The following is a 23,849-nucleotide window of genomic DNA, read 5'->3' as shown; positions in this document are numbered from 1 at the left end:
GCCCCCTGTTAACGCCTGCTGCATAGCAGGGGGCCCCTGCTAACACCCCAGCGCGGGCCGCGCCGAGCGCTCAGCGGGCGACGGCCCAGGCGATCACGGCGGCCAGGATGAGCCCGTTCAGCCCGGCCAGCACCAGGTACGCCGCCGGCGGGATCTTGCGACCCTTACGGACGAAGCTCACCAGGACACCCGCGTACACCAGCAGCAGCACGGCGACGACGATCAGGAAGTAGAGCACCCGGACACCCTACCGACCGGGCTTGAGCCCGAGTCCGCGCAGCTCCAACGCGGCGAGCGCGTCGACGGTGGCGTCGTCGCCGCGCCGCCACGCCTCCGCCACGTCCGGCGCGATCCGGGCCAGCCGGCCCAGCGGCTGACCGGCCAGGGCGCGCAACGCCAGCAGGTCCCGCCCGGCGGGCACGGCGGCGAGCGCCTTGGCCGCGCCGGCCCGGCGCATCCAGCGGACCCGCAGCGGCAGCCAGCCGAAGAGCACCAGCCCGAGCGGGAAGACCAGCACCGCGATGCTCAGCGCGAGGGCGAGCTGGCCGACCAGCTCCTGCTGGTCGCGGCCCGCCTCGGCCATCGCCCGGGCGGCGTCGGCGGCCCGGGTGAAGGGCGCGGTCAGCTCGTCGCCGACCAGCGGCACCCGGCCGACCTTGCCGCCGGCGTCGGCCAGGTTGTCGGCGAGGCCGCCGCCGGCCCCCTCCAGCTTCTTCCCGGGTACGGCCAGCTTCTCGACCAGGTCGTGCAGCCAGAGTGCGAAGCGGATCGCCGCGTACACCCAGACCACGACGAGCAGGTCGGTGAGGAGCTGACGGAGGGCGGTGGGAAAACGGTCGGCGTAGATCTTCACGCCGGACAGCGTGCCACGCCCCGGCCGTCCGGGCACGGGTCGGTTCTATCGGCCGGCGCAGGCCGGGCAGGTGCCGAAGATCTCCAGGGTGTGGCTGACCTCGGCGTACCCGTGCTGGGCGGCGACCCGCTCGGCCCAGCTCTCCACGGCCGGGCCGGCCACCTCGACGGTCCGCCCGCAGGCGCGGCAGACCAGGTGATGGTGGTGGCCCTCGCTGCACCGCCGGTAGAGGTGCTCACCGCCCGGTGGGCGCATCACGTCGATGTCACCGGCGTCGGCGAGCCCCTGCAACGTCCGGTAGACGGTGGTCAGGCCGACCCGTTCACCCCGCTGGCGCAGCATGGCGTGCAGCTCCTGGGCGCTGTGGAAGCCCTCCACCTCGGCCAGCAGGGTGCTCACCGCCGTCCGCTGGCGGGTGTTGCGCAACGTACCCTCGCTCACGGCCCCTCCCCGGCGTGGCTGACCGCGTCGGCGACGATGTGCGCGACGTGCTCGTCGACCAGCGCGTACGCGATCTCCCGGCCGCGCCGGGAGCCGCGCACCACCCCCGCGCCGCGCAACACCCGCAGGTGCTGCGAGACCAGCGGCTGCGGTGCGCCGAGCTTCTCGACCAGCTCGTGCACGCACCGTTCACCCTGCGCCAGTTCGCTCACGATCGCCAGCCGGATCGGCGCCGACAGGGCGCGCAGCAGGTCACCCGCACCCTCGAAGGCGTCGTACCCGTTCGTGCCGGTCACCCCGTAACGGTAACCAATGCCAACCGGGCCGCCCGGCGGAGCCTCATCCGAGCACCACCTCGGGCTCGTGCGGCTCGGTGACCGGCGGGCCGGCCGGCCGGTTCCGGCGGCGTACCGCCCGCCAGGCCGCCGCGCCGAGCGCGACCACCAGGAACGACGCGATGGCGAGCAGCACCACCGAGGCGCCGGGCGCGGTGTCGGCGGTGGCCGCCACCCAGATGCCCGCCCCGGCGGCGAACAGCCCCAGCGTCATCGCGGCCGCCATGGTGCTGCGGAAACCCCGGGTGACCTGCTGCGCGGTGGCCACCGGCACCACCATCAGCGCGCTGATCAGCAGCACCCCGACGGCCCGCATGGCGATGGTCACGGTGACCGCGGTGGTCACCGCGAGCAGCAGGTTCAGCGCCCGGACAGGCAGGCCGGAGACCCGGGCGTACTCCTCGTCGTGACAGACCGCGAAGAGCGCCGGGCGCAGCGCCAGCATGACCACCACGATCACCACGCCGAGCACGCCGATGGTGACCAGGTCGGCCGGTGACGTCGTGGTCAGCGACCCGAAGAGGTACGAGTTGAGCGACGCGCTGCTGGCGTCGGAGAGGCCGACCAGCATCACGCCGCCGGCGATACCGCCGTAGAAGAGCAGCGCCAGCGCCAGGTCGCCGGAGGTACGCCCGCGGGCCCGGACCAGCTCGATGACGACCGCGCCGAGCGTCGCCGCGAGCACCGCCACCAGCACCGGGGAGCGGTTGAGCAGCAGCCCCGCCCCGACGCCGGTCAGCGCCACGTGCCCGATCCCGTCGCCGATCAGCGCCAGCCGGCGCTGCACCAGATAGATCCCGAGCGCCGGCGCGGCGAGCCCGATGACCAGCGCGCCGACCAGGGCGCGCAGCATGAAGTCGTACTGGAAGAGGTCCATGTCAGATGCTCCACAGCCCGGCGGGCTCCTCGTCGCAGTGCGGGTGCACGTGGTCGTGGTCCGGTTCCGCGTGGTGCCCGGCCGGTTCCGGCACCGGGCCGTCGTGGCAGATGCCGCCCTGGTGGACGACCACCGCCCGGCTGATCAGCGGGCGCAGCGGCCCCAGCTCGTGGGCGACCAGCAGCACCGTCCCGCCGCCGGTCAGGAAACCGCGCAGCGCGCCGGCGAACGCCTCCTGGCTGACCGCGTCCACCCCGGCGGTCGGCTCGTCGAGCACCAGCACCTCCGGCTCGCCGGCGAGCGCCCGGGCGATCAGGGTGCGCTGCTGCTGCCCGCCGGAGAGGGTGGCGACCGGATCGCCGGCCCGGTCGCTCAGCCCGACGGCGGCCAGTGCGGCGGCGACCTTCTCCCGGTCGGCGCGCCCCGACGGACGCAGGATGCCCCGGCGGGCCAGCCGCCCCGAAGCCACCACCTCACCCACCGTGGCCGGTACGCCGCTGCCGGCGCCGAGCCGCTGCGGGACGTACCCGATGCGGTGCCAGTGCCGGAAGCGGCGCTGCGGGGTGCCGAAGAGGGTGACCGACCCGGCACCCAGCGGCACCAGCCCGAGCACGGCCCGGATCAGGGTCGACTTGCCGGAGCCGTTGGCGCCCAGCACGGCGACCACCTCACCGGCGGTGACGGTCAGCGACACGTCCCGCAGCACGGACCGCCCGTCGTAGCCGACGGCGGCGTGGTCGACCTGGATCACTGGTGCGCTCATGAGCAGTCCAACGCGGTTCGCAGGGTCCGGAGATTGGTCCGCATGGCCGACAGGTAGTCCCCGTCGGCGGGCGGCCCCTCGATCGGATCGAGCACGGCGGTCCGCGCCCCGACCTCCCGGGCGACGGTCTCGGCGACCTTCGGGCTGACCAGCCGCTCGAAGAAGATGGTGGTGGCACCGTGCTCGCGGGCCTCCTTCGCCACCTCGGCGAGCCGCCCGGCGGGGGCCTCGGTGTCGGGGGTGAGGCCGGTGATGCCGACCTGTTCGAGGCGGTAGCGGGCGGCCAGGTAGCCGAACGCGGTGTGACTCACCACGATCTCCCGTCGTTGGCAGCGCGCCAGGCCGGTGACGTACTCCCGGTCGAGGGTGTCCAGGTCGGCGCGGAAGGCCGCGGCCCGGGCGGTGAAGTCGGCGGCCCGGCCCGGATCGAGCCGGCCGAGCCGCTCGGCGATCCGGTCACCGACGGTGGCCAGCCGGGTCGGGTCGAGCCAGAGGTGCGGGTCCTTGCCCCCGGTCTCCTCCGCGTGCCCGGCCTCGCCCTCGTGGTCGTGGCCGCCGGCCGCCGCGTCGAGCAGCGGCTGCACGGTGGCCACGTCGAGGGCCCGGTCCGCGGCGTTCTGGGCGACCGCCTCGTCCACCGCCGGCTGGAAGTCCTTGAGATAGAGGACCAGTTCCGCGTCGACGACCTGCCCGACCTGGCGCGGGTGCAGTTCCAGGTCGTGCGGCTCGGCGCCCGGCTTGGCCAGGCCGGTGACCCGGACCGCGTCCCCGCCGATCCGCTCGGCGAGGAACTGCAGCGGATAGAAGGCGGCCACCACGTCGACCCGGTCCGGGTCGGCGCCAGCTCCGGCGTCACCGCAGGCGGCGACGCCACCGAGGGCGAGCAGGGCGGTGGTGGCGGCGGCCACGGCGCGGGGACGGACGGTCATGTCCCCACTGTCCGCGATAACGAAATTGATTGTCAAAAACGCATGCTTGCATGTGTGTAAGGAGGGGCCCCCTGTTAACGCCTCCGGTATAGAAGGGTCCCCCTCTCACCACCGGGTCAGGAGAGCTTGGCGAGGGCGACCGCGATCAGCAGGGTGAGCATGACCAGGCGGATCACCCGGGTGGCGGGGGACTGCACCGGCCAGGTGGTCGCCATCAGCCACACCAGCCCCGCGGCCAGCACCAGCAGCAGCACCCCGCCCACCGGGCCCGGCGCGAAGAACGCCACCAGCACCAGGACCAGGGTGGCCAGGAACACCGTCGTCGGGTTGACCCGGGCCAGCCGGGCGAGCAGGGGGCGCTGCGTACGCTGCATCCCACAGACTCTACGAGGAGGACGCGGGTGCTGGTCACCAACCGGTTCGTGGTGGACACGGAGGCCAGTGCGGCCTTCACCGAGCGGGCCCACGCCGCCCTCGCGGCGCTCGCCGCCCGCCCCGGCTATCTGCGCGGGGAACTGCTGCGGGCGCTCGACGACCCGACCCACTGGTGCCTGGTCACCGAGTGGGAGTCCGTCGGGACCTACCGGCGGGCGCTGGGCGGCTTCGACGTCAAGGTGCACGCCACCCCGCTGCTCGCCGAGTCGGTCGACGAACCGTCCGCGTACGAGACGCTCGCCAGCGCCGCTCCGGCGGGCGAGATCGTCATCGTCCCCAGTGATCGGGCCGCTGGCCCTTACCGTTGAGCAAACGGGCACTACCCTCTGGCGTATGACCGCTCCCGGACCGGCAGCCCCACCCCGCCGAACCTGCTGCCCGGCGCCGACGGTGCCCCGCCGGTCGCGGGTCCGCCGTCCGAGCCCGGCGTGCCGACCCCGCCGGCCGGCCCCGGGTGGCGCCGCCGTTCGCCGCGCCCCCGACCGAGGGCGGCCGGCGGCGGCTCTGGCTCGGGCTGGGCGTCGGCGCGCTGGCCGTGCTGCTCTGCTGCGGCGGGGGCGGCGCAGCCGTCATCGGGCTCGCGGTGACCAACATCCAGGCGGTCGAGGAACAGGGCCGGGCGGTCACCGACGACTACTATCAGGCGCTGGTGGAGAAGGACTGGCGCAAGGCGTACGACAAGCTCTGCGACACCGCGCAGCAGCGCGAGTCGCGCCCCGAGTTCGAGCGACGGGTCGCCGCCGAGCCGCAGATCGCCAGCTACCGGGTGGGCCCGGTGAACCCGAACACCCTCACCGTCCCGGTCAACGTGGTCTTCAGCGGCGGCGACCGGAACCTCCAGCAGGTCACCCTCGCGCCGGACCAGCAGACGGGCGGCATGGAGGTGTGCGGGGTGAGCTGACCCGACCCCGGTATTCTGCTGGGCTCGGGCACCCGGTCGCCGTACCGTTGTCCGAACTGACCGTTCCACTCACACCGCACCCCCGCCGACCGCCAGCCGGCGTAGGAGGAAACATGCCAGCCGACCGTATCGACGCCGTCGTCAGCCTCGCCAAGCGCCGAGGCTTCGTCTTCCCCTCCAGCGAGATCTACGGGGGCACCCGGTCGGCGTGGGACTACGGCCCGCTCGGCGTGGAGCTCAAGGAGAACGTCCGCCGGCAGTGGTGGAAGACCATGGTCCAGCAGCGCGACGACGTCGTCGGCCTGGACTCCGCGGTCATCCTGGCCCGCAAGGTGTGGGAGGCCTCCGGCCACATCGCCGAGTTCGTCGACCCGCTCACCGAGTGCCAGTCCTGCCACAAGCGGTTCCGCGCCGACCACCTCGAGGAGGCGTACGCGGAGAAGCACGGCAAGCCGCTCACCTCGCTGCAGGAGCTGAACTGCCCCAACTGCGGCAACAAGGGCACCTTCACCGAGCCGAAGATGTTCAACGGCCTGATGAAGACCTACCTGGGCCCGGTGGAGAGCGACGAGGGGCTGCACTACCTGCGCCCCGAGACCGCCCAGGGCATCTTCGTCAACTACAAGAACGTCGAGACGGTCGCCCGCAAGAAGCCGCCGTTCGGCATCGCGCAGACCGGCAAGTCGTTCCGCAACGAGATCACCCCGGGCAACTTCATCTTCCGGACCCGTGAGTTCGAGCAGATGGAGATGGAGTTCTTCGTCGAGCCGGGCTCCGACGAGCAGTGGCACGAGTACTGGCTCTCCGAGCGCTGGAACTGGTATCTCGACCTCGGCCTCTCCGCCGACAACCTGCGCTTCTACGAGCACCCCAAGGAGAAGCTCTCCCACTACTCGAAGCGCACGGTCGACATCGAGTACCGGTTCCGCTTCGGCGGCACCGAGTTCGCCGAGCTGGAGGGCATCGCCAACCGGACGGACTTCGACCTGTCGACGCACAGCAAGCACTCCGGCGTCGACCTGTCGTACTTCGACCAGACCAAGGGCGAGCGCTGGATGCCATACGTGATCGAGCCGGCCGCCGGCCTGACCCGCGCGGTGCTCGCCTTCCTGCTGGAGGCGTACGACGAGGACGAGGCGCCCAACACCAAGGGCGGCGTGGACAAGCGCACCGTGATGCGCTTCGACCCTCGGCTGGCCCCGGTGAAGGTGGCGGTGCTGCCGCTGTCCCGCAACGAGGCGCTCTCGCCGAAGGCGAAGGGCCTCGCCGCCCAGCTGCGCAAGCGCTGGGTGGTCGAGTTCGACGACTCGCAGGCGATCGGCCGCCGCTACCGCCGGCAGGACGAGATCGGCACCCCGTTCTGCGTGACCGTCGACTTCGACACCCTCGACGACGACGCGGTGACCGTGCGGAACCGGGACACCATGGCCCAGGAGCGGGTCGCCCTGGACCAGGTCGAGCGCTACCTGATCGAGCGCCTGCCCGGCTGCTGAGCGAACGAGCGACGGGGCCCCGACCGTCCGGTCGGGGCCCCGTCGCGTTCAGGCGGGCGTGTAGACGACCAGCTTCAGCGCCGGGTTCCCGGTGGGGTGCAGGGCCGAGTACGCGAACCGCAGCGCGCCCCGGTCGGGATGGTGCAGCGTCTTGTGGCCGCTGCCGCCACGGTCGATGTCGTGCCGGTCCCACCAGCGCGCGAACTCCGGGCTGCCCGCCCGCAGCCGGGCGGTGAGCCCGGTGAACGCCGGGTCACCCGGGTGCAGGTCGTGCGCCACCCGGAACTTCGCCAGCACCCGGCGCGCGTCGTCGGCCCAGCCGGCCCCGAACAGCCGCTTGGCGTCCGGCTCCAGGAACAGGTATACCAGCGAGTTCCGGTCCGGCTCGGGCAGGCCGACCAACCCGCCGAACAGCTCCGCCGCCGCGGCGTTCCAGGCCAGCAGGTCCCACCGGCAGCCGGTCACGTACGCGGGCTGGGTCAACGTGTCGAGCAGCCGCCGCAGGTCGTCGGGCACGCTCTCCCGGACGAACGGGGGCAGCCCGCGCGGGCCGGCCAGCGCCCGCAGGTGCGCGTGTTCCGCGCCGTCCAGCCGCAGCGCCCGGGCCAGCGCGTCCACCGTCGCCCCGGACGGGCTGACGTCCCGTCCCTGCTCCAGCCGGACGTACCAGTCGATGCCGATCCCGGCCAGCTCGGCGACCTCCTCCCGGCGTAGGCCGGGGGTCCGGCGCCGACCCCGCTCGGGCAGGCCGACCGCGACCGGCGTCAGTCGCGCCCGCCGCGACCGCAGGAACTCGCCCAGCCCGCTCCGGGTCCGCTCAGCCATCGTCTCCTCCTCGCTCCTCGGGTGGTACGCGCCGGTCCCAGGATCGCTCCGGTCCTGAATCCGGTCCGTCCGGTCGACGCACGATGGGTCGGTCACCCGCCCGTCCGCAGACAGGAGTCGATCATGCGCGCCGCTGTGCTCACCGAGTTCGGCACACCCCTGACCGTCCAGACCGTGCCCGACCCCGTGCTCGGCACGGGTGAGGTCGTCGTCGACGTGGTGGCGGCGGGTGTGCTCCCGTACGCCGCCGAGGTCTTCAGCGGCGAGCGGTCGTACGCGCTCACCCTGCCCGTCGTGCCCGGCGCGGGCGCGGTCGGCCGGGTCCGCGCGGTCGGGCCCGACGCGACCCGCCTCGCGGTGGGCGACTGGGTTTCCGTCGACCCGACGGTACGCTCCCGCGACGGCGGCCCGACCCCGGACATCACCCTCCAGGGCCTGAGCGGCCGGGGCGACGGCGGCCTCCGGTTGCAGCGCCACTTCGGCCACGGCTCGTACGCGGAGCAGGTCCTCGCGCCCACCGAGAACGTCCACCCGCTGGGGCCGATCGACCCCGCCGAGGCGGGCCGGTGGTGCGCGCTGCGGCTCTGCCTGGTGCCGTTCGGCGGGCTCCTCGCCGGTGACCTGCGCCCCGGCGAGACGGTCCTGATCAGCGGCGCGACAGGCAACTTCGGCAGCGCCGGGGTGGCCGTCGCGCTGGCCCTGGGCGCCGGCTGCGTCGTCGCGCCGGGCCGGGACGAGCGGATGCTCGCCGCCCTCGCCGACCGGTTCGGGCCCCGGGTGCGTACCGTGCGGCTCTGCGGGGACGAGGACGACGACCGGCGGCGGATGCGGGCCGCCGCCCCCGGACCGATCGACCTGGTGCTCGACCTGCTGCCGCCGGCCGCCCCGGCCACCGCCGTCCGGGCCGCCGCGATGACCGTCCGTGAGTTCGGCCGGGTCGTCCTGATGGGGGGCGTGGGGATGCTCGGCGGCGCAGACCTGGCCCTGCCGTACCCGTGGCTGATGCGCGACAGCATCACCGTACGGGGGCAGTGGATGTATCCGCAGGAGGCCAACCTCCGCCTGATCAACCTGGCCCGGTCCGGGCTGCTGGACCTCGACGCCTTCGAGGTGACCGAGTTCGGACTCGACGCCGTGAACCGGGCGGTGGCGCACGCCGCGGAGACCGGCGGCCGGTTCCGGCTCACCGTCGTCCGACCCTGAGCCGGCACCCTCCGTACACTTGTCCGGTGACTGCTCCGACCGTGCCCGCGCTGCGCCCGCTCACCCTCGGCCCGTACCAGGTGTGGCCGCCGGTGGTGCTCGCGCCGATGGCGGGGATCACCAACGTCGGCTTCCGGCGGCTCTGCCGGGAGCAGGGCGGGGGGATCTACGTCTGCGAGATGATCACCACGCGGGCGCTGGTCGAACGGAACCCGAAGACGCTGCGCATGATCGCCTTCGGGGCGGACGAGCACCCGCGCAGCCTCCAGCTCTACGGCACCGACCCGGAGGTGACCGCCGCCGCCGTGCGGATCGTGGTCGAGCGGGACCTCGCCGACCACATCGACCTCAACTTCGGCTGCCCGGTCCCGAAGGTCACCCGGCGCGGCGGCGGGTCGGCCCTGCCGTGGCGGCGCCGGCTCTTCGCCCGGTTGGTCAAGGCCGCGGTGGACGCCGCGTCACCCGCCGGGGTGCCGGTCACGGTCAAGATGCGCAAGGGCATCGACGACGACCACCTGACGTACGTCGAGGCCGGCCTCGCCGCCCAGGACGCCGGCGTCGCCGCGGTCGCCCTGCACGGTCGTACGGCCGCGCAGCGCTACTCCGGCACCGCCGACTGGGACGCCATCGCCACCCTCAAGCAGGCCCTCGACGTGCCGGTGCTCGGCAACGGCGACATCTGGGAGGCCGACGACGCGCTGCGGATGGTCGCGCACACCGGGGTGGACGGGGTGGTGGTCGGGCGCGGCTGCCTCGGCCGGCCGTGGCTCTTCGCCGACCTGGAGGCCGCCTTCAACGGCCGGGCCGACCGGCGGCTGCCCTCCCTGGGCGAGGTGGCGGTGACCATGCGGCGGCACGCCGAACTGCTGGTGGACCAGTTCGTGGCCGGTGCCCGCAACCCGGCGCGCGGCGAGCGGGACGGCTGCACCGACTTCCGCAAGCACGTCGCCTGGTATCTCAAGGGCTTCCCGGTCGGCAGCGAGCTGCGCCGCTCCCTCGCCATGATCGACAGCCTGGCGCAGCTCGACGACCTGCTCGGCAAGCTGGACCCGGCGGTGCCGTTCCCGGTGGAGAACCTGGGCCAGCCGCGCGGCCGGACCAACTCGCCGGGCAGGGTCGCCCTGCCCGACGGCTGGCTGGCCAGCCGGGACGACGACACCGTGCCCGAGGGCGCCGAGCTGGACGACTCCGGCGGCTGAGCCGCCCTGCCCGCTCCCGGCGGCAGTCGCCGGCCCCGCGCTCCGGTGCCCGGGCCGCGTCGGCCGGCGTTCCGGGTGCCCGGCCTGCGTCGGCCCGCTCCGGGCGAATGGAGACGACGAAGGGCCCGACCCCGTGGTGGGGTCGGGCCCTTCGTCAGGTGCCGGGATCGTCAGGAGGCGCTGTAGCCGCGGGTGGCGATCCAGTCGGCGAGGTTGTCCACGCTCATCCGGTAGGCGGCCTGGTCCGGGTTGGCCGAGTCGGCGATCGTCACGATCTTCCCGCCGTCGCGGTAGCCCACCACGCTGATGTAGTGCCCACCCTCGAAGCTGTGGGTGTTGCCGTCGGTGTCGGTGGCGGTGCCGGCGATGTTGGCGACCACGGCACGGCCGTCGTCGACGGTACGCACGATGTCGGCGCGCAGGGTGTCGGTCTGCTTGTCGTCGGCCTTGCTGTCCCGGATCTCGACGGACCGGTAGTGCTTGCCGGTCTCCTTGTTCAGCACCGGGGTGATGTCGTTGATGCTGTTGGTGCCGTTCTCGGTGGTGCCCATCTCCTTGGCCATGGCGTCGACGTCGATGTTCTTGCCGAGGACGCTCAGGGCGTTACGGGTGGCGGCCGGGCCGCAGTAGTAGAAGTTGGGCTGGGCCTCGTAGCGGACGTCCAGCTCCCGCTCGCCGTGACCCTTGCGGTCGGTGGTCACCGACGACGCGGCCTTCTCGGCCGGGGCGGCCTGGGCGGCGATGGCGGGTCCGGCGATGCCACCGGCGGTGGCGGCGATACCGGCAGCGGTCAGCACGGTCTTGCGCAGCAGAGTGGTAGCCATGATCAGATCACGCCTTCCATTCGGGGGTTGCGCGGCACCCGCGACGGGGGATGCGGTCGTGCCGCGAAAGAGGAAAGTCTCGGGGCATCCGGCGATCGTGGTCGACCTGCTCGATGGCCCGGGGATGTAACGACCGGTGGCGGGGAGTGATTCCCTCGACCTCACCGGCTCGGGACCCGGTGTTCGCGGTGCCGGGGGAGGTAACCACGGCCGGTGGCCGGTCATTCCGACCGGGCGGCGGGCCGGCTCGGGGGGCCGGGATGCCGCGCGGTCTGCCATGTTCAACGACCCCGCTCCCGGCGTGATTCCGCCGCTGGCGTGGCCCCGACCACGGGACGCGAGGGCATGAACCGGACACGGTGGCCAGACTGCCCGCCCGGAGGCGGCGGTCTCGGCCTGGACGTGTCCCTGCCGACCGGTCCGTGTCCGCCTGCGGCCTGTGCGGACCGCGCGGTTCCTCGCGCTCCTCCGGGCCGGCCGTCTTGCTGGGGCCGGTTGCCGGCGCCGTTCGCCTTCGCCGTCTTGGGCGCTCCCTGGCGGGGCTGTCTCACGTTACGTGCGGGGTGGCACCTGACCGGGGCGAATCGGCCGCCGCGTCCGGCGTGGGTCGGGCGGGCACCGGGCGGGAGTGGGTCGCCGCCGGCCAGGGGACCTCCGGGGAGGGGTGGAAGGCGATGCCGGCGGTGGTCCAGCGGGGGCCGTGGCCGGCCAGCCGCTCCCGGAAGCCGGCCCAGTCGTGCGTCGACCGGGGCGACCAGGCGAGTTCGGCGAGGGCGGGCAGCCGGGGCAGCAGCATGAACTCGATCTCGGCGGGGGTGGTGACCGACTCGGTCCAGAGCGGGGCCTCGACGCCCAGCACCGCCTCGGCCGGCACGCCGGTCAGGTGCGTGCCCGGATCCCACTCGTACGCCCGCCGCACGTCGATCAGCCCGGCCCAGTCGTGTCCGATCGGGGTGTCCGGGGCGTACTTCATGTCCAGGTAGGCGTGGTTGCCGGGGGAGAGGATCAGCCGGGCGCCGCGGCGTACCGCGTCGGCGGTCTCGGGGTCGTCGCCGTGGGTGCCCCACCACTGCACCACCCGGCCGTCGACGTGCCCGGCCGGAGCGATCTGGTGCCAGCCGACGACGGTCTTCCCGGTGCCGGCGACGATCCGCTGGACCCGCTCCACGAAACCGGTGTACGTGGCCCCCTTCACCTTGAACGCCTCGTCGCCGCCGATGTGCAGCCAGGGCCCGGGGGTGAGCGCGGCCAGCTCGCCGAGGACGTCGGCGACGAAGTCGTACGTCCGCTCGTCGGCGTGGTCGACGTGGCTGAAGCCGACCTCGGTGCCGGTGTAGGGCGGCGGCGCGATCTTGTTCGGTGCCAGCTCGGGGTAGGCGACCAGGGCCGCGTTGGTGTGGCCCGGCAGGTCGATCTCGGGGACCACGGTGATGTGCCGGCGCGCGGCGTGCCGGACGATGCGGCGGTAGTCCGCCCCGGTGTACCAGCCGCCGGGGCCACCGCCCACCTCGGTGGCGCCGCCCACGGTCGCCAGCCGGGGCCAGGAGTCGACGGCGATCCGCCAGCCCTGGTCGTCGGTGAGGTGCAGGTGCAGGTGGTTGAGCTTGTACCGGGCCAGCAGGTCGATCACCCGCAGCACGTCGGGTACGGCGAAGAAGTGTCGGGCCACGTCGAGCATCGCGCCCCGGTACGGGAACCGGGGCCGGTCGACGATCGTGCCGCCGGGCACCGTCCAGCGCTCGGTCACCGGGTTCGGGCTCTCGATCGCCGCCGGCAGCAGTTGGCGCAGCGTCTGCACTCCGTGGAAGAGCCCGACCGCGCCGGCCGCGACGATCCGTACCTCGTCGGGGGCGACCGTCAGCCGGTAGCCCCCGTCGGCCGCCGGCCCGACCCCGGCCGCCGGAGCCGGGCCCGTCGGGACGGACTGCGCGGGAGCCGTGTCCGCCGGGCCGGGTTGCGCCGGAGCCGGGGTGGATCGGGGCGCAGTCGGCATCGGGGCGGAGAGGGTGAGCACCAGGTGGCCGTCGGCCCCGGCGTCGGCCAGTTCGGTGATCGGAAGCCGGTAGCCGGTGGCGGGACGCAGCAGGTCGGCGAGCTGCTCGGCCACGTCCCGGGCGGCCGGGTCGGGGCTCACCCGGACGACGGCGTCCGCAGAAAGCGTGAAGTCGGCCGCCGGGTCGGGGTGGACGCGTTCCGGCGCCGGCACCACGTCGCCGAGTCGGACCGGGGCCGGCGGGGTGATCAGCCGGTCCGCCGACCGGGCGGCGGCGTGGGCGAGGTCGGCCACCGCCGGCGGGCGCGCGAGATCCCCGGCGGCACCGGCCGCTCCGCCGGCTGCGCGGGGACGCCGGGAACGGCGGGTGGGGCGGAAACGGCGGCGGGCTCGCCGGCAGCAGGCCGGGGGACCGTCCGGCCCTGGCCGGGGCTGGTGTCCGGGGTGGTCGACACGGTGGCGGCTCCGGGGTGTATTCGCGTGGGATATGGCAAAGGTGAGTTTCGGCCGAACGAGCGCTGTCAAGAGTACGAGGGGCGGCGAGGTTGCGTGATCGTGCGCGTGGAAGCGTTCCCAGAAACCGGTACGGACGCGGACAGTGGTGACCGTTGTGCCGATTGTCACCGAACGGTCCCAGCCCACTCGAAGTTCGCTTAACCTTCGCCCACCGATCGCTGACGACGCCGGGATTACCGGTGGTCGCTCCCGGGGTAAGTCCGAACTGAACCTTCGTTAAGTGTCAATGGCGCGCGTGGGAGGCTCTGGTGGCAGCGCAAGAGACGGTCGAGCACAAGTACGTCTACGACTTCGCCGAGGGCAACAAGGACCTCAAGGACCTGCTCGGCGGCAAGGGTGCCAACCTCGCCGAGATGACCAACCTCGGCCTGCCGGTTCCGCCCGGCTTCACCATCACCACCGAGGCCTGCAAGGCGTACCTGACGACCGGCCGGGAGCCGGACGGGTTGGCCGGACAGATCGAGGCGCACCTGGCGTCCCTGGAACGGGAGATGGGGCGCAAGCTCGGCGACGCGGGTGACCCGCTGCTGGTCTCCGTCCGCTCCGGTGCCAAGTTCTCCATGCCCGGCATGATGGAGACCGTCCTCAACGTCGGCCTCAACGACCGTTCCGTGGTCGGGCTCTCCGCCCAGGCGGGCGGGAACGACCGGTTCGCCTGGGACTCCTACCGCCGCCTGATCCAGATGTTCGGCAAGACCGTCTGCGAGGTGCCGGGCGAGGAGTTCGAGCACGCGCTCGACGAGGCCAAGCGCGCCAAGGGTACGCAGAACGACCTGGACCTCGACGCGGACGACCTGCGCGGGCTGGTCGACGCGTACAAGAAGATCTTCGTCAAGCACACCGGGCGGGAGTTCCCGCAGGAGCCGCGCGAGCAGCTCGACCTGGCCATCCGCGCGGTCTTCGAGTCGTGGAACGCCGAGCGCGCCATCCTCTACCGGCGGCAGGAGCGCATCCCCGCCGACCTCGGCACCGCGGTCAACGTGGTCTCCATGGTCTTCGGCAACCTCGGCCCCGACTCCGGCACCGGCGTCGCCTTCACCCGCGACCCGGGCAGCGGCGCGCAGGGCATCTACGGCGACTACCTGGCCAACGCACAGGGCGAGGACGTCGTCGCCGGCATCCGCAACACCGTGCCGTTGCAGGAGCTGGAGCAGCTCGACAAGTCCTCGTACGACGAGCTGCTCGGGATCATGGCCCGGCTCGAGGAGCACTACCGGGACCTCTGCGACATCGAGTTCACCATCGAGCGCGGCAAGCTCTGGATGCTCCAGACCCGGGTCGGCAAGCGCACCGCCGCGGCGGCCTTCGTGATCGCCGGCCAGCTCGTCGACGAGGGCCTGATCGACCTCGACGAGGCGCTGCACCGGGTCAACGGCGCGCAGCTCGCCCAGCTGATGTTCCCCCGCTTCCAGCTCGACCACGAGTTCCAGCCGGTCGCCACGGGCATCGGCGCCTCGCCGGGCGCCGCCTCCGGCAAGGTGGTCTTCACCTCCGCCCGCGCCGTCGAACTGGCCGCCGAGGGGGAGTCGGTGATCCTGGTCCGCCGGGAGACCAACCCCGACGACCTGAACGGCATGATCGCCGCCAAGGGCATCCTCACCTCGCGCGGCGGCAAGACCAGCCACGCCGCGGTGGTGGCCCGGGGCATGGGCAAGACCTGCGTCTCCGGCGCCGACGCGCTGGAGGTGAACGTCCCGGCGAAGAAGTTCACCGTCGGCGAGCACGTCGTCGGCGAGGGCGACGTCGTCTCCATCGACGGCACCACCGGCAAGGTCTACCTCGGTGAGGTGCCGGTCATGCCGTCCGAGGTGGTGCAGTACTTCGAGGGCAGCCTGGAACCGGAGCACGTCGACAACGCGCTGGTCCGGGCCGTACACCGGATCATGACGCACGCCGACGCCAAGCGGCGGCTGGCGGTCCGCACGAACGCCGACACCGGCGAGGACGCCGCGCGGGCGCGGCGGTTCGGCGCCGAGGGCATCGGCCTGTGCCGCACCGAGCACATGTTCCTCGGCGACCGGCGGGAGCTGGTCGAGCGGCTCATCCTGGCCCGCACCGACGGCGAGCGGGACGACGCGCTGGCCGCGCTGCTGCCGTTGCAGCGGGCCGACTTCATCGAGATCTTCCGCGAGATGGACGGGCTGCCGGTCACCGTGCGGCTGATCGACCCGCCGCTGCACGAGTTCCTGCCCCCGCTGGAGCAGCTCGCGGTCAACGTGGCGGTCGCCCAGGAGCGCGGCGAGGACGTGGCCAAGGAGGAGGCGCTGCTCGCCGCCGTCCGGCGGATGCACGAGGAGAACCCGATGCTCGGCCTGCGTGGCGTACGCCTCGGCCTGGTCATCCCCGGTCTCTTCGCCATGCAGGTCCGGGCCATCGCGGAGGCCGCGGTCGCGGTCGCCCGCGACGGCGGCGCCGCCTGCCCGGAGATCATGGTGCCGCTGGTCGGCGCCGTGCAGGAGTTGGAGACGGTACGCGCCGAGGCCGAGAAGATCATCGCCGAGGTGGTCGGGGACAGCGGCGTCGAGGTGCTGATCGGCACCATGATCGAGGTGCCCCGGGCGGCGCTCACCGCCGGGCAGATCGCCGAGGCGGCCCAGTTCTTCTCCTTCGGCACCAACGACCTGACCCAGATGGGCTGGGGCTTCTCCCGCGACGACGTCGAGGGCGCGTTCTTCTGGCGCTACCTGGAGCTGGGCATCTTCGGCATCTCCCCGTTCGAGTCGATCGACCGGGAGGGCGTCGGCCGGCTGGTCCGGATCGCCGCCGAGGAGGGGCGGGCCGCCCGGCCCGGGCTGAAGCTCGGCGTCTGCGGCGAGCACGGCGGCGACCCGGACTCGGTGCACTTCTTCCACGAGGTGGGCCTGGACTACGTCTCCTGCTCGCCGTTCCGGGTCCCGGTGGCCCGGCTGGAGGCCGGTCGCGCGGCGGTGGAGACCGACGGCTCCGACTCCCGCTGACCCGGTCCACCACGGGGTCGCCGGTACGTCCGGCGGCCCCGTGCGGCGGGTCGCCCGGCGCGCCGATCGCCCCGTCCCGGCGTAACCTGGGCGCACTGTCCGATCGACCGGAGGTGGCCGCATGACCAGTGTCTGGGAGAGCCTGACCGTGGACGCCCGCGATCCCTCCCGGCTGGCCCACTGGTGGGCGGAGGCACTCGGCTACCAGGTGGTCGCCGACAAGCCGGACGAGGTGGAGATCCGCCCCGCGGCGGACCGACTCCCCGGCATCGTCTTCGTCCCGGTCACCGACGCCAAACAGACCAAGAACCGGCTCCACCTCGACCTGCGCCCGGCCGACCGGGAGGCCGAGGTCGAGCGGCTGGTCGACATGGGCGCCCGGCACGTCGACGTGGGCCAGGGCGACGTCGGCTGGACGGTGCTGGCCGACCCGGAGGGCAACGAGTTCTGCGTACTGCGGGGGCGCGAGGAGTGAGCCGGGGTTGCGAGCCCCGCAGTCGCGACCTCAGTGGGCCAGGGGGCGCGAGGAGTGAGTGAGCGAGGCTGACGACGCGGCGCGCCTGGTCGAGGAGGCGCCCAAGGACACCGGGTACGGGCGGTCGCCGTACGAGCGGGACCGGGCGCGGGTGCTGCACTCGGCCGCGTTCCGGCGGCTCGCCGCGAAGACCCAGGTGCACACCGCCGGCACGGACGACTTCCTGCGTACCCGGCTGACCCACTCGCTGGAGGTGGCGCAGATCGCCCGCGAGATGGGCGACCGGCTGGGCTGCGACCCGGACGTGGTGGACACCGCCGGGCTCGCGCACGACCTCGGCCACCCGCCGTTCGGGCACAACGGCGAGGACGCGCTGGACACCCTCGCCGCCGACTGCGGCGGCTTCGAGGGGAACGCGCAGACGCTGCGGGTGCTCACCCGGCTGGAGGCGAAGGTGCTCGCCCCGGACGGCACCTCCGCCGGGCTGAACCTCACCCGCGCGTCGCTCGACGCGGTCGGCAAGTACCCGTGGCCGCGCCGCCCCGGCCGGCGCAAGTTCGGCGTGTACGCCGACGACCGCCCGGTCTTCGACTGGTTGCGCGCGGGCGCCCCGACCGACGGCCGGCGCTGCCTGGAGGCGCAGGTGATGGACTGGGCCGACGACGTGGCGTACTCGGTGCACGACGTGGAGGACGGCATCCACGGCGGGTACGTCAGCCTCGCCCCGCTGGCCGACCCGGACGAGCGGCGGGCGCTCTGCGCCGACGTGGCGACGGCGTACTCCGGGGAGTCCGCGGACGACCTGGACGAGGTGCTGGTCGACCTGCTCGCCGAGCCGGTGCTCGCCCCCCTCGCCGGGTACGACGGCAGCCACCGCGCGCAGGCCGCCCTGAAGGCCACCACCAGCGTGCTCACCGGCCGGTTCGTCTCGACCGTGGTGGCCGCCACCCGGGACCGGTTCGGCCCCGCCCCGCACCGCCGGTACGCCGCCGACCTGGTGGTGCCGCGCCGGATCCGGGCCCAGTGCGCGCTGCTCAAGGGCATCGCACTGCGCTACGTGATGCGCCGTCCCGGCGCGGGCCCCCGGTACGCCCGGCAGCGGGAGATCCTCGCCGAGCTGGTCGCCGCCCTGGTCGACCGGGCGCCGGACGCGCTCGACCCGGTCTTCGCGCCGCTGTGGCGGGACGCGACCGACGACGCCGCGCGGCTCCGGGTGGTGATCGACCAGGTCGCCTCGCTCACCGACCCGGCCGCGCTGGCCTGGCACGGTCGCCTGGTCGGCGGGCGGGTGGGGGACGGGCGGGACTGAGGCTAGCCTTACCGGCATGACGAAGAAGCTCACCGCCGCCACGGTCCTGCGTACCGAGCGGCCCACCCCGCACCTGATCCGGCTGGTGCTCGGCGGGGCGGAGCTGGCCGGCCTGCCGGTGGGCGAGTACACCGACCACTATGTCAAGTTCGTCTTCCCGCCGGCCGGGGTCAGCTATCCGCACCCGGTGGACCTGGCCACCCTCAAGCGGGACCTGCCCCGCGAGCAGTGGCCGCGGCTGCGGGCGTACACGGTGCGGGCCTTCGACGCGGCGGCCGCTGAGCTGACCGTCGACATCGTGCACCACGGCGACGAGGGGCTGGCCGGCCCCTGGGCCGCCGCGCTGCGCCCCGGTGACCGGGTGCTCTTCACCGGCCCCGGTGGCGCGTACGCCCCGGACCCGGCCGCCGACTGGCACCTGCTGGTCGGCGACGAGAGCGCGCTGCCGGCGATCGCCGCGACGCTGGAGCGGCTGCCGGCCGGCGCGCCCGCCACGGTCTTCCTGGAGGTCGACGGCCCGGCCGACGAACTGCCGCTGGCCAGCCCGGGTGCGGTGGAGCTGACCTGGCTGCACCGGGCCGGTCGCCCGGTCGGTGCGGCCCTGGTCGAGGCGGTCCGGGCGCTGGAGTTCCGGCCCGGCGCGGTGCAGGCCTTCGTGCACGGCGAGGCCGGCTTCGTCAAGGAGCTGCGCCGGCTGCTGCGGGTCGAGCGGGGCGTGCCGCGCGACGCTCTCTCGATCTCCGGCTACTGGCGGCGCGGCTTCGACGACGAGGGCTGGCGCGCCACCAAGGCCGACTGGAACCGCCAGGTCGAGGCCGAGGAGGCGACCGTCACCGCCTGATCCCGGGTCAGGCGTAGGTCTCGCCCGTGCCGACGACCGCCCGCTCCGTCGGGTGCAGCGAACGGCGGTCGAGGACCAGGCCGACCTGCGCGGCGGAGCCGGCGATGCGGCGGCGGATCACCCGCACGTGCAGCGCCAGCGAGCCGGCAACGACCAGCGCCGCGGCCGTCGCGGCCAGCCACACCGGCCCGGCGGCCAGCACCGCCAGCGCGGCGGCCAGGGCCACCAGCACGCTGTTCACCACGGCGATCATGCCGGCCTGGCTGACCAGGTCGCGGAACCAGTGCCGGCGGAACGGCTCCGGCGCGAAGGGTCCCGGGTCGTCGAGCGTCGGCATGATCACGTACGCGGCCAGTTCCGGGGCGCGGCGGGTCAGGTACGTGCGCAGCACGGTGGCGGCGACGGCGTACCGGCGGCCGCGGTCGTTCAGCTCGATCTGCCGGGCGAAGACGGCCACCCCGAGGAGCAGGACGAGCACGCCCAGCCCGGCCAGTACGGCGGGCCGGACCGGGCCGGCCAGGGCGCTGCCGCCCGTGGTGACCAGCCCGGCCGAGACGGCGGTGGCGGCGGTGGCCACCGCGAGGAAGAAGGTGAACCGGGCGGCGGACTGGTCGTGCACCGCACGGCTCAGCTCGCGCAGGTGCTCGTACTCGGCGAGGGCGATGGTCAGCGGCGTGTCCTGGTCCTGGCTCATCCGGTGGTCCTCCCCGTGGTCGCGGTCCCGACCATAGCCAAGATCCGCAAGGGTAGATGCCCGGTATCGCCCCGGCGGAACCGGTCGCCCGCCCAGGATTGGGTCATGGCGGAGCAGGTGGACGAGGGACAGCGGCAGGCCGGCCGGACGGTGGATCCGGTGGTGCTCGCGCTGAGTGTCGGCGGGGTGCTGGCGGTGGTGGCCTGGGGAGTGCTCGCCCAGGGCTCCCTCGCCCGCTTCGGCGAGGCCGGGCTGGCCTGGGCGATCGCCACGTTCGGCTGGTTCTTCGTGGTCGCCGCCGACGCCTTCCTGGTGCTCGCCGTGGTCCTCGCGGCGTCCCGGTTCGGGCGGATCCGGCTCGGCGCCGACGACGACGAACCGGAGTTCGACACCCTCGCCTGGGTCGCCATGATGTTCAGCGCCGGGATGGGGATCGGCCTCGTCTTCTTCGCCGTCGCCGAACCGATCCAGCACTACGCGACACCGCCACCGGCGGCGGGCGTGCCGCCGCAGAGCGGGGCGGCCGCGTCGGTCGCCATGCAGTACACCCTCTTCCACTGGACCCTGCACCCGTGGGGGATCTACGCGATCGCCGCACTGGCGCTGGCGTACTCGACCTTCCGCAAGGGGCGCGGCAACCGGATCTCGGCGGCGTTCCACCCGCTGCTCGGTGCCCGCGCCGACGGTGGTCCGGGTCGGCTGATCGACCTGCTGGCCGTCTTCGCCACCGTCTTCGGCTCGGCCACCAGCCTGGGTCTCGGCGCCCTCCAGGTGGCCGCCGGTCTGGACCTGGTGGCCGGCGTGCCGGACACCAGGGCGCTGGAGGTCGTGGTGATCGGCGCGCTGACCCTGGCGTTCGTCGCCTCCGCCTTCTCGGGCCTGCACCGGGGCGTGAAGTGGTTGTCCATCACGAACGTGGTGCTCGCCGTCGTGCTGATGCTCTTCGTCTTCGTGGTGGGGCCGACCATCTACACGCTGGAGGTGCTGCCCGCCTCGGTCGGTGACTACCTGAGCAACCTGATCCGGATGTCGACCCGGACGGGGGCGTTCTCCGATCCCGCCTGGCTCGGCTCCTGGACGATCTTCTACTGGGCGTGGTGGATCTCCTGGGCGCCGTTCGTGGGCACGTTCATCGCGCGCATCTCCCGGGGGCGGACGGTCCGCCAGTTCCTCGTCGGCGTCCTGCTGGTCCCCAGCGGGGCGAGCGCCGTGTGGTTCGCCGTGCTCGGCGGAAGCGCGCTGCGGACCCAGTCCACCGGCACCCGGGACCTGGTCGCGGACGTCGGCGCGAGTTCCGAGCAGGCCCTGTTCGGGCTGCTGGACGCGCTGCCGCTGGCCACGGTGACCAGCGGGGTCGCCATGGTGCTGGTCGCGCTCTACTTCGTCACCAGCGCCGACTCGGCCTCGTTGGTGCTGGGGTCGCTGACGTCCCGGGGCGCGCTGCGGCCGCACCGGGTGCTGGTGGTGCTCTGGGGCGTACTCATCGGGGCGGTCGCGGCGGCGTTGCTGCTCGCCGGCGGGCTGGCCGCGTTGCAGCAGGCCACCATCCTGGTCGCGTTGCCGTTCGTGGTGGTGATGCTCGGCCTGGCGGTCGCCCTGGTCCGGGAGCTGGCCGCCGACCCGGCGGTCCGACCACCGGCCCGACCGCGCCGGTCCGGCCTGGCCGCCGCGGTGCGGGCCGCCCGGTCGTACGGGGAGGAGGATCCGGCACCGGTCACCCGCTGGTTCCACCGCCCACGAGGCTGAGTGGGTCTACCTCGATATGTAGTAGGGATGCTACATTCCGAGGTATTGATCCGTCACACAGCGGGGGAACGGTCATGACCGCGGTCCAACTTCCGGGAGTCGACGCGACTCCCCACCCACCCGACGACGACCTCGTCCTCGACGTCCGTGACCTGCGGATGCGCTACGGCACCGTGGACGTGCTGCACGGCGTGAGCTTCGCCGCCCGGCGCGGGGAGGTGCTCGCCCTGCTCGGGCCCAACGGGGCAGGCAAGACCACCACCATCGAGATCCTCGAAGGCTTCCGACTGCGGTCCGCCGGTGAGGTGCGCGTCCTCGGCGTCGACCCGGGCCGGGGCGACGAGCGGTGGCGGTCCCGGCTGGGCGTGGTGCTCCAGTCCTGGCGGGACCACGGCAAGTGGCGGGTCCGGGACCTGCTGTCGCACCTCGGCGACTTCTACGCGCCGTACTCGACCGACCGGGTCCGCCGGCCCTGGCCGGTGGACGAGCTGCTGGCCACGGTCGGCCTGACCGCGCACGCCGGCAAGCGGGTGCACCAGCTCTCCGGCGGCCAGCGCCGCCGGCTCGACGTGGCGGTCGGCATCGTCGGCCGGCCGGAGCTGCTCTTCCTCGACGAGCCGACGGTCGGCTTCGACCCGGCCGCCCGGCGGGAGTTCCACGAGCTGGTGCACCGCCTCGCCGACCTGGACTCCACCACCATCCTGCTCACCACCCACGACCTGGACGAGGCCGAGAAGCTCGCCGACCGGATCCTCATCCTGGCCGGCGGCCGGATCATCGCCGACGGCTCGCCGGACGAGCTGGCCCGCCGGGTCTCCGGGGACGCCGAGATCCGCTGGAGCCGGGACGGCGAGCGCTTCGTGCACGCCGCGGCGGACGCCACCGGCTTCCTCCGCGACCTGCTCCGGCAGCACGGCGACGCGGTGCAGGAGCTGGAGGTGCGGCGGGCCAGCCTGGAGGACGCCTACCTGGCGCTGGTGTACGAGCAGGAGTCCGGTGCCCGGGCCGGTGCGGCCGCCCGGGTCTGGCAGACGGGAGACGACCGATGAGCCCCACGGCGGGAGCCGTCCGCGCCGGTGTGCGACGCGGCGGTATCGAGCTGCGCAACACCCTCACCAACGGCCAGGACCTGTGGAGCTATTTCTTCCCCACCGCGATCCTGCTGGTGGCGATGTTCTTCATGCGCGGCTCGACGGTGCCCGGCACCGACTTCTCCCTCGGTGCCCGGGCGCTGCCCAGCACCCTCGGCATGGGGCTGGTCTTCGGCGGCCTGCTCGGCCTCTCCCAGCAGCTGATCGTCGACCGGGAGGACGGCACCCTGCTGCGCGCCAAGGCGACGCCGAACGGGATGCTCGGCTATCTGATCGGCAAGATCGTGCTGATCTCGGCGGTGTCGATGATCGGGCTGGCGCTCCAGCTCACACCGGGGTTGTTCTTCCTGGACGGGCTCCGGCTCGGTGACCCCGGCGCCTGGCTCACGCTGGCCTGGGTGGTGCCGCTCGGGTTGGTGGCGGCGCTCCCGTTGGGCGCCGTGATCGGCTCGCTGATCGAGAATCCCCGCAATATGGGCCTGGTGGTGCTGCCCATCTTCGGCCTCATCGCGCTCTCCGGCATCTTCTATCCGATCAACGGCCTGCCGGGCTGGCTCCAGGGCGTCGCGCAGGTCTTCCCGATCTACTGGCTAGGGTTGGGCATGCGCTCGGCGCTGCTCCCCGACGGCATGGCGGCCGTCGAGCTGGGTGGCTCCTGGCGGCACCTGGAGACCGTCGGCGTACTGGGGCTCTGGGCGGTGCTCGGGCTGATCCTGGCCCCGGTCGTGCTGCGCCGGATGGCCCGCCGGGAGTCCGGGTCGCGGGTCGCCGCCCGCCGGGAACGCGCCATGCAGCGGGTGGGATGAGAGGGCGTCGATGAGTGAGACGGTGCACAACCGGATCGCCGTGCTGCGCGCCGAGCGGGGCGTCTCCCGCCGGCAGCTCGCCGACGCGCTGGGCGTGCACTACCAGACGGTCGGCTACCTGGAGCGGGGCGAGTTCCGGCCGAGCCTGCACCTGGCGCTGCGGATCGCCGCGTACTTCGAGGTGCCGGTCGAGGTGGTCTTCTCCATCGACCCGTTCCCCCGGATCGGCGACGCGACCATCAGCCGCTCCGCCTGACCGCCCGGCCCGCCGACGGGCCGGGCGGTCGGGCGGCGTCGTTCGCCACACGGGCGTCCCCCGGGCGCCGGATCGTCGGTCCGGCAG

The 23,849-nt window shown here is 73.5% G+C and carries 24 protein-coding genes and 1 pseudogene; 13 read left to right on the top strand and 12 right to left on the bottom strand.

Translation table 11 applies throughout. From position 1 onward, the window contains the following. Window positions 1-70: 70 nt before the first annotated feature. The 8 genes from MRQ36_RS05970 to MRQ36_RS05935 all read right to left on the bottom strand — a co-directional run bounded on the left by MRQ36_RS05970 (window position 71) and on the right by MRQ36_RS05935 (window position 4,572). Complete coding sequence (locus tag MRQ36_RS05970) at window positions 71-238, bottom strand: hypothetical protein (RefSeq protein WP_242793577.1); 168 nt, start codon at window positions 236-238, stop codon at window positions 71-73. Between the two features lie 9 nt (window positions 239-247). Next, window positions 248-853, bottom strand: a complete 606-nt coding sequence (locus MRQ36_RS05965; RefSeq protein ID WP_242793575.1) for a hypothetical protein — start codon at window positions 851-853, stop codon at window positions 248-250. Window positions 854-898: 45 nt separating this feature from the next. Beyond that, window positions 899-1,294: a Fur family transcriptional regulator gene (locus MRQ36_RS05960; protein ID WP_242793574.1), complete on the bottom strand. Its 396-nt coding sequence runs from the start codon at window positions 1,292-1,294 to the stop codon at window positions 899-901. Further along, entirely contained in the window at window positions 1,291-1,590 is a 300-nt protein-coding gene (locus tag MRQ36_RS05955) for a metalloregulator ArsR/SmtB family transcription factor (RefSeq protein WP_242793573.1), read from the bottom strand. The genes MRQ36_RS05960 and MRQ36_RS05955 overlap by 4 nt, the downstream gene beginning before the upstream one ends. A gap of 43 nt (window positions 1,591-1,633) precedes the next feature. After that, window positions 1,634-2,506, bottom strand: a complete 873-nt coding sequence (locus tag MRQ36_RS05950) for a metal ABC transporter permease (RefSeq protein ID WP_242793569.1) — start codon at window positions 2,504-2,506, stop codon at window positions 1,634-1,636. 1 nt (window position 2,507) lies between these two features. Beyond that, complete coding sequence (locus tag MRQ36_RS05945; protein ID WP_242793567.1) at window positions 2,508-3,269, bottom strand: metal ABC transporter ATP-binding protein; 762 nt, start codon at window positions 3,267-3,269, stop codon at window positions 2,508-2,510. Beyond that, window positions 3,266-4,198 (bottom strand): metal ABC transporter substrate-binding protein, encoded by a 933-nt coding sequence (locus MRQ36_RS05940; protein ID WP_242793565.1) that lies wholly within the window; start codon window positions 4,196-4,198, stop codon window positions 3,266-3,268. The genes MRQ36_RS05945 and MRQ36_RS05940 overlap by 4 nt, the downstream gene beginning before the upstream one ends. Before the next feature lie 116 nt (window positions 4,199-4,314). Beyond that, window positions 4,315-4,572, bottom strand: a complete 258-nt coding sequence (locus MRQ36_RS05935) for a DUF6703 family protein (protein ID WP_242793563.1) — start codon at window positions 4,570-4,572, stop codon at window positions 4,315-4,317. A 27-nt stretch (window positions 4,573-4,599) separates the two neighbouring features. Here MRQ36_RS05935 and MRQ36_RS05930 point away from each other — a divergent pair, with 27 nt between their 5' ends. From MRQ36_RS05930 to MRQ36_RS05920, 3 genes and pseudogenes are all read left to right on the top strand, one after another. Beyond that, window positions 4,600-4,941: an antibiotic biosynthesis monooxygenase family protein gene (locus MRQ36_RS05930; RefSeq protein WP_242793561.1), complete on the top strand. Its 342-nt coding sequence runs from the start codon at window positions 4,600-4,602 to the stop codon at window positions 4,939-4,941. A gap of 120 nt (window positions 4,942-5,061) precedes the next feature. After that, window positions 5,062-5,534, top strand: a pseudogene (locus MRQ36_RS05925) (hypothetical protein). Between the two features lie 113 nt (window positions 5,535-5,647). Beyond that, window positions 5,648-7,027, top strand: coding sequence for a glycine--tRNA ligase (locus MRQ36_RS05920; protein ID WP_242793556.1), 1,380 nt, complete (start codon window positions 5,648-5,650; stop codon window positions 7,025-7,027). 48 nt (window positions 7,028-7,075) lie between these two features. Here the strand turns inward: MRQ36_RS05920 and MRQ36_RS05915 are convergent, their stop codons facing one another. Next, window positions 7,076-7,852, bottom strand: coding sequence for a helix-turn-helix transcriptional regulator (locus MRQ36_RS05915; RefSeq protein WP_242793554.1), 777 nt, complete (start codon window positions 7,850-7,852; stop codon window positions 7,076-7,078). A 123-nt stretch (window positions 7,853-7,975) separates the two neighbouring features. Here MRQ36_RS05915 and MRQ36_RS05910 point away from each other — a divergent pair, with 123 nt between their 5' ends. Together MRQ36_RS05910 and dusB are read left to right on the top strand one after the other, a co-directional pair. After that, entirely contained in the window at window positions 7,976-9,055 is a 1,080-nt protein-coding gene (locus tag MRQ36_RS05910) for a zinc-binding alcohol dehydrogenase family protein (protein ID WP_242793552.1), read from the top strand. A gap of 26 nt (window positions 9,056-9,081) precedes the next feature. Beyond that, window positions 9,082-10,254 (top strand): tRNA dihydrouridine synthase DusB, encoded by a 1,173-nt coding sequence (gene dusB, locus MRQ36_RS05905; RefSeq protein WP_308194783.1) that lies wholly within the window; start codon window positions 9,082-9,084, stop codon window positions 10,252-10,254. Between the two features lie 170 nt (window positions 10,255-10,424). Here the strand turns inward: dusB and MRQ36_RS05900 are convergent, their stop codons facing one another. Continuing rightward, the gene (locus MRQ36_RS05900; RefSeq protein WP_242793550.1) at window positions 10,425-11,078 is read right to left on the bottom strand and encodes a C39 family peptidase; all 654 of its coding nucleotides are present in this window, start codon (window positions 11,076-11,078) and stop codon (window positions 10,425-10,427) included. Between the two features lie 547 nt (window positions 11,079-11,625). Continuing rightward, entirely contained in the window at window positions 11,626-13,365 is a 1,740-nt protein-coding gene (locus MRQ36_RS05895; protein WP_242793548.1) for a beta-N-acetylhexosaminidase, read from the bottom strand. Between the two features lie 470 nt (window positions 13,366-13,835). Here MRQ36_RS05895 and ppdK point away from each other — a divergent pair, with 470 nt between their 5' ends. From ppdK to MRQ36_RS05875, 4 genes are all read left to right on the top strand, one after another. Continuing rightward, the gene (ppdK, locus tag MRQ36_RS05890) at window positions 13,836-16,544 is read left to right on the top strand and encodes a pyruvate, phosphate dikinase (RefSeq protein WP_242793546.1); all 2,709 of its coding nucleotides are present in this window, start codon (window positions 13,836-13,838) and stop codon (window positions 16,542-16,544) included. Window positions 16,545-16,665: 121 nt separating this feature from the next. Next, complete coding sequence (locus MRQ36_RS05885; protein WP_242793543.1) at window positions 16,666-17,019, top strand: VOC family protein; 354 nt, start codon at window positions 16,666-16,668, stop codon at window positions 17,017-17,019. Window positions 17,020-17,077: 58 nt separating this feature from the next. After that, on the top strand, window positions 17,078-18,328 hold the full coding sequence (locus MRQ36_RS05880) for a deoxyguanosinetriphosphate triphosphohydrolase (protein WP_242793542.1): 1,251 nt from the start codon (window positions 17,078-17,080) through the stop codon (window positions 18,326-18,328). Window positions 18,329-18,344: 16 nt separating this feature from the next. Further along, the gene (locus tag MRQ36_RS05875; protein WP_242793540.1) at window positions 18,345-19,169 is read left to right on the top strand and encodes a siderophore-interacting protein; all 825 of its coding nucleotides are present in this window, start codon (window positions 18,345-18,347) and stop codon (window positions 19,167-19,169) included. Window positions 19,170-19,176: 7 nt separating this feature from the next. Here MRQ36_RS05875 and MRQ36_RS05870 read toward each other — a convergent pair whose 3' ends face one another. After that, window positions 19,177-19,863, bottom strand: a complete 687-nt coding sequence (locus MRQ36_RS05870; protein ID WP_242793537.1) for a hypothetical protein — start codon at window positions 19,861-19,863, stop codon at window positions 19,177-19,179. A 105-nt stretch (window positions 19,864-19,968) separates the two neighbouring features. Between MRQ36_RS05870 and MRQ36_RS05865 the strand changes: the two genes are divergently transcribed. The 4 genes from MRQ36_RS05865 (at window position 19,969) to MRQ36_RS05850 (ending at window position 23,762) form a co-directional block, all read left to right on the top strand. Continuing rightward, window positions 19,969-21,609: a BCCT family transporter gene (locus MRQ36_RS05865; protein ID WP_242793536.1), complete on the top strand. Its 1,641-nt coding sequence runs from the start codon at window positions 19,969-19,971 to the stop codon at window positions 21,607-21,609. A 74-nt stretch (window positions 21,610-21,683) separates the two neighbouring features. Further along, the gene (locus tag MRQ36_RS05860; RefSeq protein ID WP_374249906.1) at window positions 21,684-22,658 is read left to right on the top strand and encodes an ABC transporter ATP-binding protein; all 975 of its coding nucleotides are present in this window, start codon (window positions 21,684-21,686) and stop codon (window positions 22,656-22,658) included. Further along, window positions 22,655-23,506 carry an ABC transporter permease gene (locus tag MRQ36_RS05855; RefSeq protein ID WP_242793534.1) on the top strand — a complete coding sequence of 284 codons (852 nt, stop codon included), beginning with the start codon at window positions 22,655-22,657 and terminating at the stop codon, window positions 23,504-23,506. Before MRQ36_RS05860 ends, MRQ36_RS05855 begins: the two co-directional genes overlap by 4 nt. Before the next feature lie 10 nt (window positions 23,507-23,516). Beyond that, window positions 23,517-23,762, top strand: a complete 246-nt coding sequence (locus MRQ36_RS05850; protein WP_242793532.1) for a helix-turn-helix transcriptional regulator — start codon at window positions 23,517-23,519, stop codon at window positions 23,760-23,762. Window positions 23,763-23,849: the final 87 nt, after the last annotated feature.

The sequence above is a fragment of the Micromonospora sp. R77 genome (assembly GCF_022747945.1).
GTDB lineage: Bacteria > Actinomycetota > Actinomycetes > Mycobacteriales > Micromonosporaceae > Micromonospora.
The sequence above is the reverse complement of the archived record's forward strand: the minus strand, read 5'-3'. Positions and strand labels throughout refer to the sequence as shown.